Origin of the sequence: Spirosoma pollinicola, from assembly GCF_002831565.1 — a bacterium.
GTDB classification, from domain to species: Bacteria; Bacteroidota; Bacteroidia; order Cytophagales; family Spirosomataceae; genus Spirosoma; species Spirosoma pollinicola.
In genome coordinates this window covers 1,615,324-1,632,623 of sequence record NZ_CP025096.1, presented here as the reverse complement: position 1 = coordinate 1,632,623, position 17,300 = coordinate 1,615,324, and the positions used below count along the sequence as shown (strand labels likewise).

The following is a 17,300-nucleotide window of genomic DNA, read 5'->3' as shown; positions in this document are numbered from 1 at the left end:
GATAACACCGGAGGGCAAGGGAGCCGCCACCACACGGGCAAGCAGATTGGTAATGATACTGAATTACATTGAATAGGGGCAAAACCTTTTAAATTAAAAATACCCCGAACCAAACCAAAGAAAGACGATATTGTTGACGTTTATAAGAATAAAACTCCTCCCTAACTCGTCTATACATGGCAAATCAACCCGGTGGTTGGCTCGGAAAATTGAGTAACCTGATTATTCCATCCAGCCAAACGGATACCAGCCCGGCTACTACCGTCACAAACAAACGTATACTGGACGAACTGGTAGCCAGTTTCGACGATTCTATCCAGCGCGAGTCTGTTGGGTCGAGTATGCTATTCAACGCGCACTTTCTGATTGTTCTGCATCCCGACACCTACGAAAATCGCCAAAATGCATTTCCTGTCGTGGTGAACGAAGCCGTTCAGGCGTTCAATGCGGTGATTGACATGCATAAAAGTGAATACGGGCGGGTGTCGCCAGTGGCATCAAGCTGGTTTTTTAAATTTGGTGCCGGTCGCGAGTTTGGCGGAGAAACGGTGAGCCCGACCGACGTGAAAGTAATTGGTGCGTTAACAGGTATTTTGCCGGGGAATGTGCAGGCTAATTCCGCCCCCGAGCGAGTAAACGTAACCCGGCGGGTTAAGCAAACGAACCGCTATGAAAAGGTAGATGTCGACCTGAGCACGTTCCAGCATATCGACTTTCGCGAGCCGGGTGCCTTTGTCGTAAAATTCAATTTCAATGCAGCCGCCCCGTCAAATGGGCAAACGTCCGCAGCACCGGGAGCAACTAAAATTGCGCCAGCTGCCCTGCCGCGCAGCCTCGACGCTGGCCTGGCGCACGTTAGCTATTACATTGCCGAACTGAATAAAGAGGACACCTATCTGATGCGTGATCGGGAAATTATCATTGCCCGGAAAGAAAGCGACAACCAGCATTTTCCAAATTATTTACTTCTCGAATCGGCCTATGTATCGAATCCACACGCCCGAATTCGTTACAACGATTCGACGCACTCGTTCCAGATAGCCTCCTTTAGCCGCAACGAAACGCGTGTGAATGAGCAACTGATTCCGCGTAGCGAACCGGCTAGCCCTCAATGGTTTGACCTGTCCGATAAAGCACAAATCCTGCTCAATAGTATGGTTACGCTTCACTTCCAACGCAACGCTTAACCCAATGATCGACTTTTTGCTTGTGCTGCTTCTCTTCTTGTTTGTCCTTTTTCTGGTGGTCAGGCATTTTCAGAACTTACCCCGATAAGGTCAAACCAACGGGTTTCAGACGAGTTGTTTAATCAGATCGTATCCACTTTTCCTGTTTCGAATGAATGAATTACTTATCGCCGGGTTGACCGATGTTGGCCAGCGTCGGAAAGATAATCAGGACACGTTTATCTGTACTCCGCTCTGGTCGGAGTCGAGCGCCTTATTAACGGTCATTGATGGCGTAGGCGGTTATGCGGGTGGTGACCGGGCTGCTGCAATTGCAAAAGAGTCTATTGAACGCTACATGGCAACGCCCAACGGCGACCCGCTTTCGATGTTGCGCGAATCCGTCGTATTTGCCAATAACCAGATCAATGAGCAACGCGAGCAGGACCTTCGGCTGGGCCAGATGTGCTGTGTACTGACAGCCGCTCTGGCCGATGTCAGCACCAGCAAATTATACTTTGTTCATGTAGGCGATACGCGCCTGTACCGCTATCGACAGGGCGAACTCACGAAGTTGACCCAGGATCATTCGCTGGTAGGCGTTCGGGAAGATGCCAATGAATTGACCGAAGCCGAAGCAATGGCGCACCCCCGCCGAAACGAAATTCTGCGCGATGTTGGCTCAAGCCCCCATCGTGTGGATGATCCAAATTTTCTGGATTCCGGCGAAACGGATTTTCAACCCGGCGATCAACTGCTGTTATGCAGCGATGGCCTGACCGATATGATAACCCAGGCCCAGATAAAAGCTGTTTTGAACCGACCGATTTCCCTCGACAAGCAACTTTCCGAATTGGTCAGGGTAGCCAATCATCAGGGAGGCAACGATAACATTACGGTTGTTCTGGCCCGAAATGATGTCCGAACCAGCGAACCAGCAGCGCCCGTAAACTTGCCAAATCCGAAATCGGCCCGGTCGAGAAAACCGCCGGTTGTTCCCGTCGCCCCATTGGTACCCGCTGTAGAGCAACCAATTAAGCCGGAGCCGGTCAAACGTTCCTCAACAGGCAGATGGGTATTAATGGGCCTTGTCGCCATTTGCGGTATTGCGGGTATTGTGTGGTATCAATCCTGGCCATCGGCAACGACTGCGTCGATTGTTGACAGCCTGAATGTGGCACATTCTCTGCCCGACACAGTTGCCGCCCTGCCTGTGCCTTCCCTGCGACTGGACTCGCTTCTGCAAACCGCTCATCGAAGCGCCGATCATCAACTTGTGTTGACCGATGATACGTTGAGAATTGATAAGCCGGTATCCCTGACCGATTCCTTACTGGCCATTATAGGCCGGAATCAGTTAACCGTTATCGCTCCACGCGATTCGGCCAATTCAATGCTCGCGATGCGCGTTGAGCGTAGGGGCACAATTCAGTTGAACAATCTGATCATCAGCGGATTTAAAACCGGTATCGAAACAACGGGTGAAGCCCGGCTAGTCTTAAATAAAGTATATTTCAAGCGTGTAGACCTACCGGTTCGGGCCGCAATCCGGCAGGATACGTGCCTCAATACTATTATTTCTATTGCTGTACAGAAACAATCTGTTCCGACCAAACCGATCCACCCCTAATGGCTACCGTTCGATTTAACACCCAGTTTCCCGGATACGAAATACTGAGTGAGTTGGGCCGTAGTAATGCCCGTATTCTCAAAGCACGCCATCTGGACACGGGCGACCTTGTTGCTATTAAACACTTTGCGCTCAATACCGATGCAGAGACCCTTCGGCGGTTTCAGCGGGAATCGGCCATAATGACCAGCATCGCCCACCCCAATATCGTTAAAATTCGCGAGGTGCAGCTGGAGGCCGAATTGCCCTATATTGTTATGGAGTTGATCGAAGGCGGCAGTGTGTGTGACCTTCTTAAAGCGAATGGCCATCTGGATGTGCCGACTACCATTCGGTTAGGTCTGCAAATGGCAAGTGCCTTCAAGGCGATTCATTCACAGGGAATTATCCACCGCGATATTAAGCCCGATAACATTCTGTACCGCCCCCTGCCGAGTGGTGAACTGCATTTTCTGTTGACCGATTTCGGGGTAGCTCGACTGCACGACCAGTCGAATACCATGACCGGACAATCGTTAATGACCTACGAATATGCCTCGCCCGAGCAGTTTAACGACCCAAAAGGGGTAGGTACAGCCACCGATTATTATTCATTAGGTGTGGTGTTGTACGAATGTTTGACTGGCAAAGTGCCCTTTGCTATGGGCGACCATTCAGGCATCGTTACCTTTATGAATAAGGTACTCGCCGATACCCCGCCCCCACTAACTATCTCGGCCAGCGGGCAGTCACTAGGCCCCTTTACTACGCTGCTCGACAGTTTGTTGAAAAAGAAACCGGGCGACCGACTGAATGACCCCGATGAGTTGACCTGGCTACTCAAACAAACCGAACTCGACTATTTGCAGGCCAGCAGAGTAACTCGTTCTGAACCAAAAACTTTGCCTACTGTCGTCCCGGAACAGAGAGTAACAACTAACGCCAGGCCGTTAACGACCGTGCAAGCAGCGCCTGTTCTGCCAAACCGGGAGACCAAGCCACCAAAAAGCAATAGTGCTGGAAAAATGGTTGCTTTGGGCGCCTTTGTCATACTCATTCTCGCCGGTGTTTATTACATAACCGTCAGGGATAAGTCTGGGCAAATCAGTAAGCCAACTTCTACCAATCCATCAACCATCAGCGATTCGGTAAGAGCCGCCACTCCGCCTGACACCGAAGCAGCCCGGATTCAACAACTGGCCGAAATCAAACGGCTGGAGCGACTTCGACAAGAAGCGTTGATGGCGGTAAAAAGCGTTAAGGTAAAAGCGACAAATTTTAAAGTTGGCCTATTTGGGGGCATCAAGCATTTACAGCTTCAATTGAATAATCCTACTCGTTTATCGTTTACCTACGTGGTGGTTCAGGTGAACTATTACAAAGATGGGGGCGGTCTTTATAAAACGGAGAAAGTCTTTTTTAACAACATAGAGCCAAACTCATCGCCCATAAAATCAGCTCCCGATAGCGATCGGGGAACCCGGGTCACCTGTAAAATTATAAGCTACGAGTCGCTGGATATTCCCCAACCTGCCGACTCACTCACGTCATCAACAGAGCCCTTAAACTAAGGACCGATGCCAACCGTAAGCGTCAATACCCACTTTCCGGGTTATGAAATTATAGGCGAACTAGGTCGCTCCAACGCCCGTGTGCTGAAAGCCCGCCATCTGGCATCGGGCAATCTGGTGGCCATCAAGCACTTTACGCTGAACACCGATGCTGATACACTACGGCGATTTCGGATCGAATCAGAAATCATGACCAGCATCCGGCATCCTAATGTGGTGCGGGTGCGGGAAGTTCAATTGGATATGCCCATGCCCTTCATCGTGATGGAATGGGTGGAAGGTGGTAATCTACGCTCACTGATCGACGAACAGGGGCAGTTGAGCGTGGCAGCAACCATCCGGCTGGGCCTGCAAATGTCGGAGGCATTCCACGCCATTCATCCGCAGGGAATTATCCACCGCGATATTAAACCGGAAAACATCCTCTATCGATTTCTACCAAGTGGCGAACTGCATTTTCTACTAACCGACTTTGGCGTGGCCCGCCTGCGCGAACAATCGCAGACGATGACTGGGCAATCCTTGATGACCTATGAATATGCCTCGCCCGAGCAATTCGACAATCCTAAGGGTGTGGATCTGGCCACCGATTATTACTCGCTGGGCGTTGTATTCTACGAGTGCCTTGCCGGAAAAGTACCGTTTGCTATGGCCGATACGGCAGGCATGGCCACTTTTATGGGTCATGTTCTGCGTACGCCCCCGCCCGCGCTATCGCTGCCTTCGGGTCAGTTTCTGCCCCCAAGCCTCAACGTATTATTGAACTGGACGTTGGTAAAGAACCCTGCCGACCGCCTTAGCGATGTAACAGAACTGGCTTTATTACTCGGACAGGCCAACGTGGAGCTGTTGCAGGCCAACCGCTCCGGGAATCGTCAGGCACCCAGCTTGCCACGCGCTCAAACGATGGCGGCACCAGCAGTGCCTCAATCGGTTGATGCGTATGAACCACTTCATGACGACGAGCCATCCGGCAGTTCGGGTAGCTGGAAAATAGCCTTATCGGCATTTGTCATTACGTTGCTGATCGGTCTGGCGATTATGTACTCTATCCGTCATAAAGACAAGCCAGCCAGCTTTTTGCCCGACTCGACGGTTACCGACACTGATTCACTGGCCTCAGATGAACTGGTGCCAAACGCCGACTCAGCAACGGTTACGTTCCCCGAATCTGACGAAGAAACCACTACCGATTCTGTCGCGACAAGCCCTGCCCCCATACCTCCGGCCAATACAACAACTGCGACACCAACAACACCATCCGATTCAACAGCCACCCCCGATTCGACAGGAAACCCTAATTAAATGAAGAATGTAGAATGAATAATATAGGGCCACGCACACAAAATAATGACAAATCTCTGATTTACAGTTTATTCTGATTACCCATTGTACATTTCACATTATCCATTCCCTCTTATCCATCACTTCATTTACAAATGAAATCCCCTCTTGAACGATTGTATTTACCTGCGGCATCGGTCATGCTCTTAGTGCTGTTCGTCCGGCTCTATGGCAACCTGTTACCGTCGCTCGATCAGGCGAAACAAGCGTATTCTACCGGACAGGCTCTTAATCTGGATAAAGGGCTTAAGTCGGGAGCCATTCAACGGCTACTGTCAAGCGGCAATTATTACACGGATTCAAATGACATCAATTTAGTAGCCGATTCACTGTCCGCGAAATTCAGGCAAAACGGGACGCTGGATAACCTGGGAGCGTTAAATAAGCGACAGTTTTCGGTTATGGCTCCGGTAAGCTGGCGTAGTCGGATTGGCGGGGCAGATTTTCAAAGCCGACTGCGATTTTCACGCCAGCAAATGGGATTCGACTCGGTATTGTACAACCGGGAATTGATCAGTCCAAAAACATACCCAACCAGCGTCAATACCGGAAGCGGAACGGTTTCGTTAACGGGTCGCGTCGTGCGCGGGGAACAACCCATGTCGGGCGTGCTGGTACAGTTAAAACGCCACCCGGCAACCGCCCAACCCGACACCTTGCAGGACCGATTCGTCTATGCCCGGACGGATACTGATGGCCGATTTGCGTTCAGGGGCCTCACCTCCGGCTCGGGCTATAGCGTTGTGCCCCTGAAACCTGGCTTCGAGTTTGGCAGCCGACGCGGAACGGCTCGCCTGACAAACGATCAGAGTTTTGACTTTTCCGCCCAGCCACACCAACTGCGCCTGATCGGGTCAACGGTTTATGGGCAGCTTAAAATAGATCACGCCCTTACCGTTCGCACACCGGCCACCTTTTTCTGGCAATTCTGGGGAATTGTGTTTGGATTCCTGCTCGCTTTCTGGGCCGTAAACGGATTTTGGTCCCTTCGCCGTTTTCAGCCCGACCCGTTGCTATTACCCATTCTGATGCTGCTTACCGGCTTTTCTGTATTGATCCTGCTGGCTATTCAGGACCCCTTGCAGGATACACTGTTCGCCGGACAAACGGTTCAGGGTATTGCTATTGGGTTGGTGGGCATGACCATTTTATCGCAGCTAAACATAGGTCGATTTTACGCTAACTGGCAGTATGACTGGCTATTTTCGTTTCAGAAACGTACGGCGGTGCGCCAATCGGGCTGGACGTGGCTACTATTGGCGGCTGGACTGGCGGCTTTGACGCTGCTCGTCGGTTCCGGACCTGAAGGCAGTGGGGTGCGCGTGAATTTATCGTTTCTGGGCCTTACGTTTCAGCCGAGCGAAATCACTAAATACCTGCTGCTGCTTTTCTTCGCGGGTTTCTTTGCGGCCAACGAACAGCAACTCCGCCAACTCCCCGATTTGCGCTGGCGTTTTACGGTGAGTTTCGGTGCCCTGGCCGGTGCCGGACTACTTATGTTATTGTACCTGCTGCTCGGCGACATGGGGCCTGCCCTGGTGGTATGCTTCACATTTCTACTTTTCTACAGCATTGCGCGCGGCAATCTTCCGCTAACGCTGGCAACGGGCGTTGGCTATGGCCTAGCGCTATGGCTTCTGCCGGGCTGGATAGCTACGGCACTTTGTCTGGCTATCGTTACGGGCTACATGTACTGGAAAGGGGACGCTCGCTCGAAAACTGGTGCAGGCTGGATGGCCTTACTAGCCGAAGCACCCGTGTTGCTTCTGCTGGTAATGGCCATGTTTGCGTTTGGCGATATGTTACCGTTTGTGGGGGATCGGCTGGCCGACCGCAAAGCTATGTGGCTCAACCCCTGGAACAACGACGTGTATGGGGGCGATCATCTTGCGCACGGCTATTGGGCACTGGCGTCGGGAGGCTGGTCGGGGCAGGGTCTGGGAAAGGGATTTGCCAATTCCATACCAGCGGCTCACACCGATATGATTTTACCGAGCCTGGGCGAAGAGCTGGGTGGTCTGGGTGTCGTGTGCGTGTTCCTGCTGTTTGGCATCCTGCTGCACCGTTTGTTTTTACATGCCCGTCGGGCGGGGCAGCCGTTTAGTTTTTTCCTGATAGCCGGGATTGCCATTGCTACCGGGATACAGTTTCTGATTATTGCCGGCGGTTCGATTGGTTTGTTACCGCTCACGGGCATCAGCGTTCCTTTTTTGAGTTACGGCAAAATATCGCTGATCATCAACCTCATGGCTATGGGGGCCGTTTTCAGTGTGGCCCACCGACCGGGAGAAACGACTCAACGCGAATACCTCGCCACGCATTATGACCTTGTGCTGATGGCTGGGATCACCGGTTTTCTGGTCGGCATTGGCGTTCTGATTGCTCATCTACTGCCCATTGTGGGCTGGAAGGGCAACAATTACATCGTTCGGCCAGCGCGCGTGGTCACCCGCAACGGCGACCCTGTATATAGCTACAATCCGCGTATCAATCGGCTCACCCGAGCGCTGGCGGCTGGCACGATCTACGACCGAAACGGATTGATTCTGGCATCAAGTTCGCCAACGCTCGTTTCGCAGCAACTGCGTAAGCTTCAGCAAAGTGGCCTCAAAGCCGATGAAGTCGAGCGGCTGACAAAAAAACGCCTGGAGCGGTATTATCCCTTTGGCAATCAGTTGTTCTTTTGGCTGGGCGATTTGAACACGCAGCTTTTCTGGGGACAAAGCAACGGCTATTATGCCGAAGCTACGCACCTGAGCGAGTTGCGCGGCTTCAACAGTCGCCCACGCAAAACAGACCTCGTTACTACCGACTACCGCGCCGACCGTTTTAGTCCGTCGGTACAGCAAACACGCAGCTTGTCGGTATATGACTACAGCGAACTGGCTCCGGCACTTCGGGCGGGTATCGATAGTCGCGAAGTTGCCGAGCGAAAAGCAAAAAATCGGGATGTGCATCTAAGTGTAAATGCCGATTTACAAGTGGCGATTCAGAACGCCCTTGCTACATCCGACTACCGAACAAAGCGCGTTTCGGTCGTGGTACTGGATGCTGGCTCGGGCGATATACTGGCCTCAGCCATGCACCCGCTACCTAATTTACAGACGCCCGACGCCATGCTTTTGGCCGACCGCGACCGGCAAAAACTGCCGTATCTGGTCACTGAACGAGATCTGGGCATGACCTATCCCACCGCCCCCGGCTCAACGGCCAAGATACTGACAGCAATGGCCGCGTTCAACAAACTTGGTTCATCGGCTTCGGATATCAGTTACCGGATTTCGTGCGAAGAAATTATTCGTCGCGGCACGCGGGAGTCGGAACCCTGCAATGAATCGGTCGATATGCGAAAGGCCATTGTTCGTTCCAGTAACGTCTATTTTATTAGAACGGCAAACGACAACAACCTGGATAACGAACTGGCCGACCTGTATTTAGCCACGGGCATGAACGTCGATTATGTGGGAGGCTATTCTTTTTCGGATACCCGTACCGATCCCGAACGTACGCTGATTCGGCGGCATTGGCGCGACTCGTCGTTTGTTGTCCGACGGAATCTGTATAAAAGCAACCAGTATCCAAAACGGTATAGAAGTGAGTTTTCGGGATTAGCCTGGGGGCAGGGGCAATTGACCTCAACACCGGTAGCCCTGGCCAGAATGGCGGGTGCCATTGCTAATAAAGGCGTGTTGCAACCGTCACGATACGTCTTGAGTCGGGCGGGGCAGGCACAGCCTATATCCTCCGGAAAGCAAATAGCGCGTCAGGCCGACTATGCCGACCAATTGGAGTCGTTCATGATTAACCAGTCGAACCCATCCGAAGGACGAAGCAAGATCAGTGTAGCGCGGGTAGCGGGTAAAACCGGTACGCCCGAACGCATCGTACAGGGCGTTCAGCAGAATGATGGCTGGTTCGTATTTTTCGCACCCACACCCGACGGTCGGTCCCATACGGTTGTTAGCGTACGCATCGAATTGGGCGAATCGTCGGCTGAGGCTGTCCAACTGGCAAACACCGTTGTCGCTCCGATCTTAAAACAGCGGAGTTATTTAGGAAGTTTTTAATTGTTCGTTTTCAATTCGCCACCTAATTCAGCAAACGAATAACATAAAATTGACGACGTAAAACTTCAAAATACTGACTATCAGCAAATTGCCACTCGCTATCCATCATTCATTTTACATTATTAATTATCCATTTACGTAATGAGCCTTTTAGATAGCCTTAAAAACTTATTCGGGTTCACCCCCATTCAGGCCCGGCAACCGGTTGAACCGGTTAATTCAAATCGGCCTCAAGAGCCAATTACCGACATCCCCAAACCTGTTTCGCAAGGGCCACCACCTGCCGGACAGCAACGGGACCGGCTGCTTCGGTTTATAGTAGAAAAGCTTCGTCCCTACCAAAATGAACCCGAAACGGCACCTGTCGGCTTAAAACTGTGCATTCTTTGTACAGATGCCGAAGAAGAGGCCGTGTACCGGGTGGCGTTATGGGAGAGTCAGCCCGGTAAATTTCAACGCGAACTAAGTCGGCAACTGGCCGATAACTATGTTAAGCTCCCCAACGACTGGCGATTCGACTATGGGTTTTATGCCGACGAGCTGCCGGATTGCACCTACCAGAATGGTAACCTGGGGATGATTGTGCAGAATAAAAACCAACCAGACAGCTCGCCTTTATTGGCTCGCATCGTCGCGTTGACCGGCCAGACAGAACAGGTTGACTATATACTTGATCCGGCAAAAAAAACCAGTTTTTGCATTGGCCGTGGGCATTCGACACAAACAGCTTCTGGTCGTATCCGGACAAACGACATCGTTATTCTTAATGAAGATGATCCGGCTTATGAGGCAAAACGTGGGGCGGGCAATAGTGCCGTTAGCCGTGCTCACGCTCATATACAATACGATGCAGCCCGTCGGACATACTCTCTCCAGGTTGATCCGGGCGGCCTCCCGGCGAGCGGGAACAAAACAAAACTCTTTCATCCCGATGAACGTATAGAGCGGGCCGATATTCCCGGCATGGGCTACCCCCTTCAGCACGGCGACCAGATTGAATTGGGTGGGGAAGTTACGCTTCTGTTCGAGCTTGTTTAGTCTGGTTCCCTTTCTATAAGTACTTACCTTAGCCTTTTATAAACCAGTACATATGAAACAGCGCTTTCTACTATCCCTACTTCTGGCTACAATGATCGGGTGCAACTCTCCCAAAAATGAACAGACAACAGCGGCCAACACCGAGTTCGCCACTGTACTGGACAATTATTTTGAGCAACGATTAAAACTTTTCCCCGTTGAGGCCACACAACAGGGAGACAATCGCTATAATGACCAATTGCCCAACGACATCTCGCAGGCATTTATAACCGAAACAAAGTCATTTTACACAGGTACGCAGGAAAAACTCAACACCTTTGACCGGGCGAAACTATCAGACGAAGACAAGATTTCCTATGATATTCTAAAACGTGAACTGGCGCTACAACTGGAGCAATACGCATTCCACCAGGAAGAAATTCCATTTAACCAGTTTACGGGGCTAACGCTTACCTTCGGTCAGTTAGGCAGTGGCGAAGGCGCACAACCCTTCAAAACGGTAAAAGATTATGACGATTGGATAAAGCGCGCTTCTGCCTTTGCCGTTTGGGGCGATACCGCCATTGCAGCCTTTCGGAAAGGCATGGTTAGCGGGCGGGTGTTGCCTAAAAGCCTGGTTGTGAAGATGATTCCGCAAATGACCGATCTGGTGGTTAGCGATCCCACAAAAAGCCTTTTTTACGGCCCCATCCAAAAACTTCCCAAAACGTTTAGTGCTGCCGACAAAGACCGCCTGACGGCATCCTACAAAAAAGCTATCAGCGAACAAATTGTCCCTACCTACCGAAAGCTTGGTACTTTTCTGAAAGACGACTATTTACCTAAAGCCCGTACCACATCCGGCATCAACGTATTACCGCAAGGCCCGGAATTATACCGGTATCTGGTCAGAACCTGGACTACAACAAATGATACGCCAGACCAGATCCATCAGATCGGGTTAACAGAAGTAGCTCGAATTCGGTCTGAAATGGAGAAAGTAAAAACGCAGGTTGGCTTTAATGGCAGTCTGGATCAGTTTTTCACCCATCTAAAAACGGACAGGAAATTTTATCCCTACAAAAAGCCAAAAGACGTGCTGGATGCCTTCCAGACGATTTTAGCGAAGATCGAGCCGAACCTGAAAAAAGACTTCATTAGCACACCCAAATCAAAATTCGAGATTCGGCAAACCGAGAAATTCCGCGAAGCCTCGGCCAGTGCGGAGTACAACCAAGCTTCAGCGGATGGCAGTCGGCCGGGCATTTTCTACGTTCCCATTCCCGATGCAACCAAGTTCAATATCACGTCGGGAATGGAATCGTTGTTTCTACACGAAGCCATTCCAGGTCACCATTATCAGGTATCGTTGCAGCAGGAGAACACCAGTTTGCCCAAATTTCGGCGATTTGCCTGGTACGGTGCCTATGGAGAAGGCTGGGCGTTGTATTGCGAATCGCTGGGTAAAGAGTTAGGGTTGTATACCGATCCCTATCAGTATATGGGTGCGCTGGGTGATGAGATACACCGGGCAATCCGGCTGGTCGTTGATGTGGGTTTGCATACCAAACAAATGACCCGCGAAGAAGCGATCAAGTATATGATGGCCAATGAGCCAATTTCGGAACAGGGAGCTACTGCCGAAATTGAGCGGTATATGGCTATTCCAGGACAGGCATTGTCGTATAAAATTGGGGCGTTGAAAATCAGAGAACTCCGCAGTAAGTATGAAAAGCAACTCGGCGACAAATTTAGCCTGGCCGCTTTCCACGAGGAGTTTCTCAAAGATGGCTGTATGCCCCTGGATGTGCTGGAACACAAAATGGATGCCTGGGCAACCCGGCAGAAGTAGTCCCTACAACATACTAGGTCGTATGTTCTGGCGGAAATGTAATTTCGCCAGCATCACCAGTTGGGGCCAAAATTAAAACACGAAACGAGTCTACGCCGGTTTGGGAGGCCATATTGGTCATCACTCCGGTTGTCAGATACTCGATCACTTGTTGCTGACTGGCAAAGCTTAGTTGCTGTGTCTGTTCGTTGTTTAGTTCATCAACTTTCCCGAATGCTGATAAATCAGGGACTTGTCCAGAATAAATGAGCAGGTTGACCACCTTAAATTCGTGTAGCCGACCCATTATACGCAAGTAAGGAACTCCTTCAGCTGTGGCAGCACGATGGCAATTCAGGATGGTGTAATAGTTAGCTTCACTACCCATATGGAGAAGCAGCCACTCATAAATTTTTTCTATTGAGTTATTCATGCTGATTGAAAGGCCTGATACATTTACCCAACAAATCATACCGTTTTACGAATTAAAATGTTTTACTTTTTGCGTGCATCTCTTCCCATCATATACAAAAGGACTATCAGGCATATAGGAACCAGTATAAACGAATCGAGGTAGCCTAACAGACAGAGAGGCATCATAATCGCAGCTACCAGAAGAGTTATCAACAATGATTTACGCATGAAGAAAACCGACACAAATAAATAGGGACTGGTTAAAGGTATAGTATAAGCTAAGGCAACCTTGAACTTTTAGTATAAACGGCAAACCATTTAGTAAAAACACTACTCTCCACTAGTTTAACGAATAGTTGACTAAAGGAACTTATCAGTTTGCTAATGCATATATCAGTAAATTAAACTACACTACTTTTACCATATAATCATTTTCTAAGCGTATTGCCAATACTTAATTGATTTAAACTTTACCTTTGAGATAATTAAAGCGATCCATATGCTGACTGATGGACAAGAAAAAACAACTCTTCAACAAACAGAAATCTGACGCTAGTAATCCGTTGACTATACTGGCTTTCGAGCAATTGTTAGGTCATTATAAAAAACTAGTATGGGAACAAAAAATAGCGCCTACCCTCATCCCCTCTAACTCATTATCAAAGCTTTATGCAGATAGTTTTTGAGTTATAGGGTCGATACATGTTGTTCTACAAAAAAGGTCTATGCAAAAAGCATGGACTTTTTTTGTATTATAAGTCGAGGGTTAATTGGCCACTCTCTAACGTAGTGCCTGTTTGCAAATTTGACAAAGACACGCCCAGCAGGCGAACCCCCTTTTGCAGTGGATGGATAGACTCCAGCAATTCCAGTGCAATTTGCCTGAATTGTGTAGTCTCTGTCATTAGACTCAGCGTAGTGCGGCTACGGGTAATTTGTGCAAAATCAGTGTACTTCACTTTTAGGGTAACGGTTCGGCCTCGAATACCCGTTCGCTCACAATGCCCCCACACACTATCAATCAACGGTTGCAGCGCTTCGGCTAACGCTGATTCTTCGATTAAATCCTGTGCGAAGGTCGTTTCTGAACCCACCGACTTTCGCACTCGATTGGCCGTTACAGGCCGGTAGTCTATTGCTCGGGCAATACAAAAATAGTGATGGCCTACTTTACCAAAATGACGGGTCAAAAAGGCCTCTGTTTGCTGGCGTAAATCCAGACCGGTAAAGATGCCAAGTTGATTCATTTTGGCAGCGGTTACACTGCCAACGCCATGAAACTGCTCTATGCGCAACCCCTCAACAAAGGCAAGCCCCTGATGTGGCTTAATCACAAAGAGACCGTCAGGTTTACGATGATCGGAAGCCAGTTTAGCCAGAAATTTATTGTAGGATACCCCCGCCGAAGCCGTTAACTGGGTTTCTCGTTTAATTTGCTCCTTAATCGTTTGGGCAATTTGTGTGGCTGAGGTGTTACTCAACAAGCTATCTGTCACGTCCAGATAAGCTTCGTCTAGTGAGAGAGGCTCGATCAGGTCGGTATACTGCGCAAAAATTGACTTTATCTGGCTGGAAACGGCTTTGTAAACGTCAAAACGGGGTTTAACGAAAAGCAAATCAGGGCATTTGCGCAGGGCAATGGAAGAGGCCATTGCTGAACGGACACCGAATTGGCGGGCCTCATAGCTGGCTGCCGCTACCACGCCCCGTTCGCGGGAGCCACCCACGGCAAGTGGCTTATTTCTTAATTCCGGATTATCCCGCTGTTCAACGGATGCATAAAAAGCATCCATATCAATGTGAATTATCTTTCTAGTAGCTGGCTGATCCACGACCCAGTTCTCCGATTCAACTGTTGACACATATCTACCTGATACGTCATACAAGTTAACCAGAAATAGTAAAAACTCGTCCTACCAATTGGCCGTTCTCAATTTATTGGGTTCCAGGATTCGTATTCCTGCGTTACTTATTTCGATAAGGTTATCCTGTTTAAATTCGGTCAAAATACGAATCAGGGACTCGGTAGCAGTACCAATCACAGCCGCCAGATCATCACGCGAAAGCTTGATGGGCATTGTTGGCTCACCAGTTGGCGACAGGCTCAATCGCAGCAATGTGTCTCCCACTCGTCTACGTAATGACCCGTAGGCCATGCTCAATAACTGATTTTCCTTTTCACTGACATTTCCCGCCAATAAGCTTACAAAATGTCGCCCCGCTCCGGGTTTAGTGGCCAGATAGTTCAGAAAATCTTCCTTAGGAATATAGACAAGTTCGGAGTCTTCGAGCGTTAGAGCCGAATCCGTGTAATTTGTTTCTTCCAGCAAGGCCAGATAACCAAAAAAATCGTCGGTCCCATACAAACCCGTAACCAATTCCTTTCCATCATTATTGGCCCGTATCGTTTTTACCCGGCCACTTTTCAGGTAGTATATCCTCGCAGGCTCATCACCTTCGCTATAAACAAATTGCTTTTTTAGAACCCGATGAAGTTTCCGATTAGCGGGCAGTGTATGCAGACCAGCGTCTTCATCATCTCCAGACTTTACACTGTCTTCCTTACTTTTCGGCTGACCGGTTTGTAGATTAACAAACCGATTTAATCGTCCTTCTACAGCGCTTAGGAGTTCACTATCATCAAAGGGTTTTGTCAGGTAATCGTCTGCGCCCATTTCCATACCGCGCCTGAAGTCGATTCGTTCTGATTTTGCCGTCAGAAAAATAAACGGAATACCCGTAAGGGCTGGGTTTTTATTAACGATATGAAGCACACCATAGCCATCCAAAACCGGCATCATGATGTCGCAAATAATGAGATCAGGGCGATCTGCCAGAGCTAGTTCGACACCTATTTTTCCGTTCAGTGCTGTAAGCACACGGTAACCTGCCAACTCCAGAATCTCTGCCGTATTTTCCCGAATAATGGTGTTGTCCTCAATTAATAGAATGGTTTTCATAGGGCAGTAGGATGATAATCGTAGTACCTTCGCCTAGCTGACTAGTGAGGTCTATTCTACCTTTTAATATTTCGATATACTTAGCGACAATGTGCAAACCAAGTCCTGTACCTTCAAAATTGGTCGCATTTTTAGCTCGGAAAAATCGCTCAAACAGGTGCTTTTGATCATCGGCCGAAATGCCAATACCATTGTCCTTTACAAGGATTGTCATGGTTGACTCCCGACAGCACACCTCTAGTTGAATAGTTTGATTCTCGGCTGAGTATTTAATTGAATTCGATAAGATATTGACCAGAATCTTTCGCAAAAGCGATGGATCGGAAAGTACAGGTTTTATGCAGTCAAAATTTGTTTCAATACGTTGGCCCATTTTCAGAATACCCTGCAAATCCGACGTAGCTTCCTGAACAAGCGAAGGCAGATCGACCAAAGACCATCTAGCGTCAATACGACCTTCTTCGAGCTTGCCTACCGACAAAAATTCTTCAAGGATATCATTGAGATGATTGACTGATGATTTGATTCGTTGAATATGCCGAAGCCGCTTATCCTGCTGATCCGACTCAGGGTATTTTTCAATTAGCGATGCGGAAGTCATTACAGCACTTAGGGGAGTCCGGAACTCATGCGAGGCCATTGCAACAAAGCGGGACTTCAACTCGCCCAATTCACGCTCGGTAGCCAGGGCTTTTGCCAGTTCATCTTTAGACTGCTCCAGTTGATGTAAAGTGGCCATGAGAGCCCGTGTGCGATTGACAACCTTCTGTTCTAACTCCGCATTGAGTTGCTCGATCCGGCTTTTTTGTTCAAGCAGTGCTCGTTCCGCATCTTTTTTAAACGTGATATCGAGTATATAAGCTACTACAAACAAGTCGCCAGCCTGGCGAAAGTAACTCAGGCTGATTTCGGCCGGAAACACCGTTTCGTCTTTACGTTTGGCATAAAGGTCACGACCATGTCCCATTGCACGTACCTGTGGATTTGCCGCAAACGTAGACCTCAAGTGTTCATGACGATGGCTAACATCCTTAGGAACAAGGGTATCAATATTGATATTAGTCATCTCCGGCTCCTTATAGCCGAATAATGTATGGGCATACTGATTCGCTGATTTGATTTTCCCCCGCTCATCCGAAACAATGATTGCAATCGTAGCGTGTGTAAAAACCGCTTCAAAGGAGTCCCCAGTCATACCAATTCGCCATTTCAGTATGCAAAGTAACTGTTTCCTATTTTAATGAAACTGAGTAATATCAGCCTTAAACCTGATCTAACTCACTATCCAAAAAGGAGAAGAATAGCATCTTTACAGCTAATA

11 protein-coding genes are annotated in these 17,300 nt (G+C 49.2%); 7 read left to right on the top strand and 4 right to left on the bottom strand.

The genetic code is table 11. From position 1 onward, the window contains the following. The first annotated feature begins 176 nt into the window (after nucleotides 1–176). The 7 genes from CWM47_RS06910 to CWM47_RS06880 all read left to right on the top strand — a co-directional run bounded on the left by CWM47_RS06910 (nucleotide 177) and on the right by CWM47_RS06880 (nucleotide 12,626). A complete protein-coding gene (locus tag CWM47_RS06910; protein ID WP_100987290.1) occupies nucleotides 177–1,187 on the top strand; it encodes an FHA domain-containing protein in 1,011 nt (336 codons plus the stop codon). A 151-nt stretch (nucleotides 1,188–1,338) separates the two neighbouring features. After that, the gene (locus CWM47_RS06905) at nucleotides 1,339–2,796 is read left to right on the top strand and encodes a protein phosphatase 2C domain-containing protein (protein ID WP_100987289.1); all 1,458 of its coding nucleotides are present in this window, start codon (nucleotides 1,339–1,341) and stop codon (nucleotides 2,794–2,796) included. Next, complete coding sequence (locus CWM47_RS06900; protein WP_100987288.1) at nucleotides 2,796–4,346, top strand: serine/threonine protein kinase; 1,551 nt, start codon at nucleotides 2,796–2,798, stop codon at nucleotides 4,344–4,346. The genes CWM47_RS06905 and CWM47_RS06900 overlap by 1 nt, the downstream gene beginning before the upstream one ends. Before the next feature lie 6 nt (nucleotides 4,347–4,352). After that, on the top strand, nucleotides 4,353–5,651 hold the full coding sequence (locus tag CWM47_RS06895; protein WP_100987287.1) for a serine/threonine-protein kinase: 1,299 nt from the start codon (nucleotides 4,353–4,355) through the stop codon (nucleotides 5,649–5,651). A 134-nt stretch (nucleotides 5,652–5,785) separates the two neighbouring features. Beyond that, nucleotides 5,786–9,757, top strand: coding sequence for an FtsW/RodA/SpoVE family cell cycle protein (locus CWM47_RS06890; RefSeq protein ID WP_100987286.1), 3,972 nt, complete (start codon nucleotides 5,786–5,788; stop codon nucleotides 9,755–9,757). Nucleotides 9,758–9,898: 141 nt separating this feature from the next. Next, nucleotides 9,899–10,795: an FHA domain-containing protein gene (locus tag CWM47_RS06885; RefSeq protein ID WP_100987285.1), complete on the top strand. Its 897-nt coding sequence runs from the start codon at nucleotides 9,899–9,901 to the stop codon at nucleotides 10,793–10,795. A gap of 52 nt (nucleotides 10,796–10,847) precedes the next feature. Beyond that, nucleotides 10,848–12,626 carry a DUF885 domain-containing protein gene (locus tag CWM47_RS06880; RefSeq protein ID WP_100987284.1) on the top strand — a complete coding sequence of 593 codons (1,779 nt, stop codon included), beginning with the start codon at nucleotides 10,848–10,850 and terminating at the stop codon, nucleotides 12,624–12,626. A gap of 13 nt (nucleotides 12,627–12,639) precedes the next feature. Here CWM47_RS06880 and CWM47_RS06875 read toward each other — a convergent pair whose 3' ends face one another. The 4 genes from CWM47_RS06875 to CWM47_RS06860 all read right to left on the bottom strand — a co-directional run bounded on the left by CWM47_RS06875 (nucleotide 12,640) and on the right by CWM47_RS06860 (nucleotide 17,174). Then, nucleotides 12,640–13,038, bottom strand: a complete 399-nt coding sequence (locus CWM47_RS06875; protein ID WP_157815916.1) for a hypothetical protein — start codon at nucleotides 13,036–13,038, stop codon at nucleotides 12,640–12,642. A gap of 733 nt (nucleotides 13,039–13,771) precedes the next feature. After that, entirely contained in the window at nucleotides 13,772–14,812 is a 1,041-nt protein-coding gene (dinB, locus tag CWM47_RS06870) for a DNA polymerase IV (RefSeq protein WP_240625738.1), read from the bottom strand. A 120-nt stretch (nucleotides 14,813–14,932) separates the two neighbouring features. Then, nucleotides 14,933–15,979, bottom strand: a complete 1,047-nt coding sequence (locus tag CWM47_RS06865) for a response regulator (RefSeq protein ID WP_100987282.1) — start codon at nucleotides 15,977–15,979, stop codon at nucleotides 14,933–14,935. Further along, nucleotides 15,957–17,174: a PAS domain-containing sensor histidine kinase gene (locus CWM47_RS06860; protein WP_100987281.1), complete on the bottom strand. Its 1,218-nt coding sequence runs from the start codon at nucleotides 17,172–17,174 to the stop codon at nucleotides 15,957–15,959. Before CWM47_RS06860 ends, CWM47_RS06865 begins: the two co-directional genes overlap by 23 nt. Nucleotides 17,175–17,300 lie beyond the last annotated feature (126 nt).

Bases quoted from the DNA above. Each gene is read 5' to 3' on its own strand.
- CWM47_RS06865 (WP_100987282.1), bottom strand. From the start codon at position 15,979: ATGAAAACCATTCTATTAATTGAGGACAACACCATTATTCGGGAAAAT.
- CWM47_RS06890 (WP_100987286.1), top strand. From the start codon at position 5,786: ATGAAATCCCCTCTTGAACGATTGTATTTACCTGCGGCATCGGTCATG.
- CWM47_RS06875 (WP_157815916.1), bottom strand. From the start codon at position 13,038: ATGAATAACTCAATAGAAAAAATTTATGAGTGGCTGCTTCTCCATATG.
- CWM47_RS06885 (WP_100987285.1), top strand. From the start codon at position 9,899: ATGAGCCTTTTAGATAGCCTTAAAAACTTATTCGGGTTCACCCCCATT.
- CWM47_RS06900 (WP_100987288.1), top strand. From the start codon at position 2,796: ATGGCTACCGTTCGATTTAACACCCAGTTTCCCGGATACGAAATACTG.
- CWM47_RS06895 (WP_100987287.1), top strand. From the start codon at position 4,353: ATGCCAACCGTAAGCGTCAATACCCACTTTCCGGGTTATGAAATTATA.
- CWM47_RS06905 (WP_100987289.1), top strand. From the start codon at position 1,339: ATGAATGAATTACTTATCGCCGGGTTGACCGATGTTGGCCAGCGTCGG.
- CWM47_RS06910 (WP_100987290.1), top strand. From the start codon at position 177: ATGGCAAATCAACCCGGTGGTTGGCTCGGAAAATTGAGTAACCTGATT.
- dinB (WP_240625738.1), bottom strand. From the start codon at position 14,812: ATGGATGCTTTTTATGCATCCGTTGAACAGCGGGATAATCCGGAATTA.
- CWM47_RS06860 (WP_100987281.1), bottom strand. From the start codon at position 17,174: ATGACTGGGGACTCCTTTGAAGCGGTTTTTACACACGCTACGATTGCA.
- CWM47_RS06880 (WP_100987284.1), top strand. From the start codon at position 10,848: ATGAAACAGCGCTTTCTACTATCCCTACTTCTGGCTACAATGATCGGG.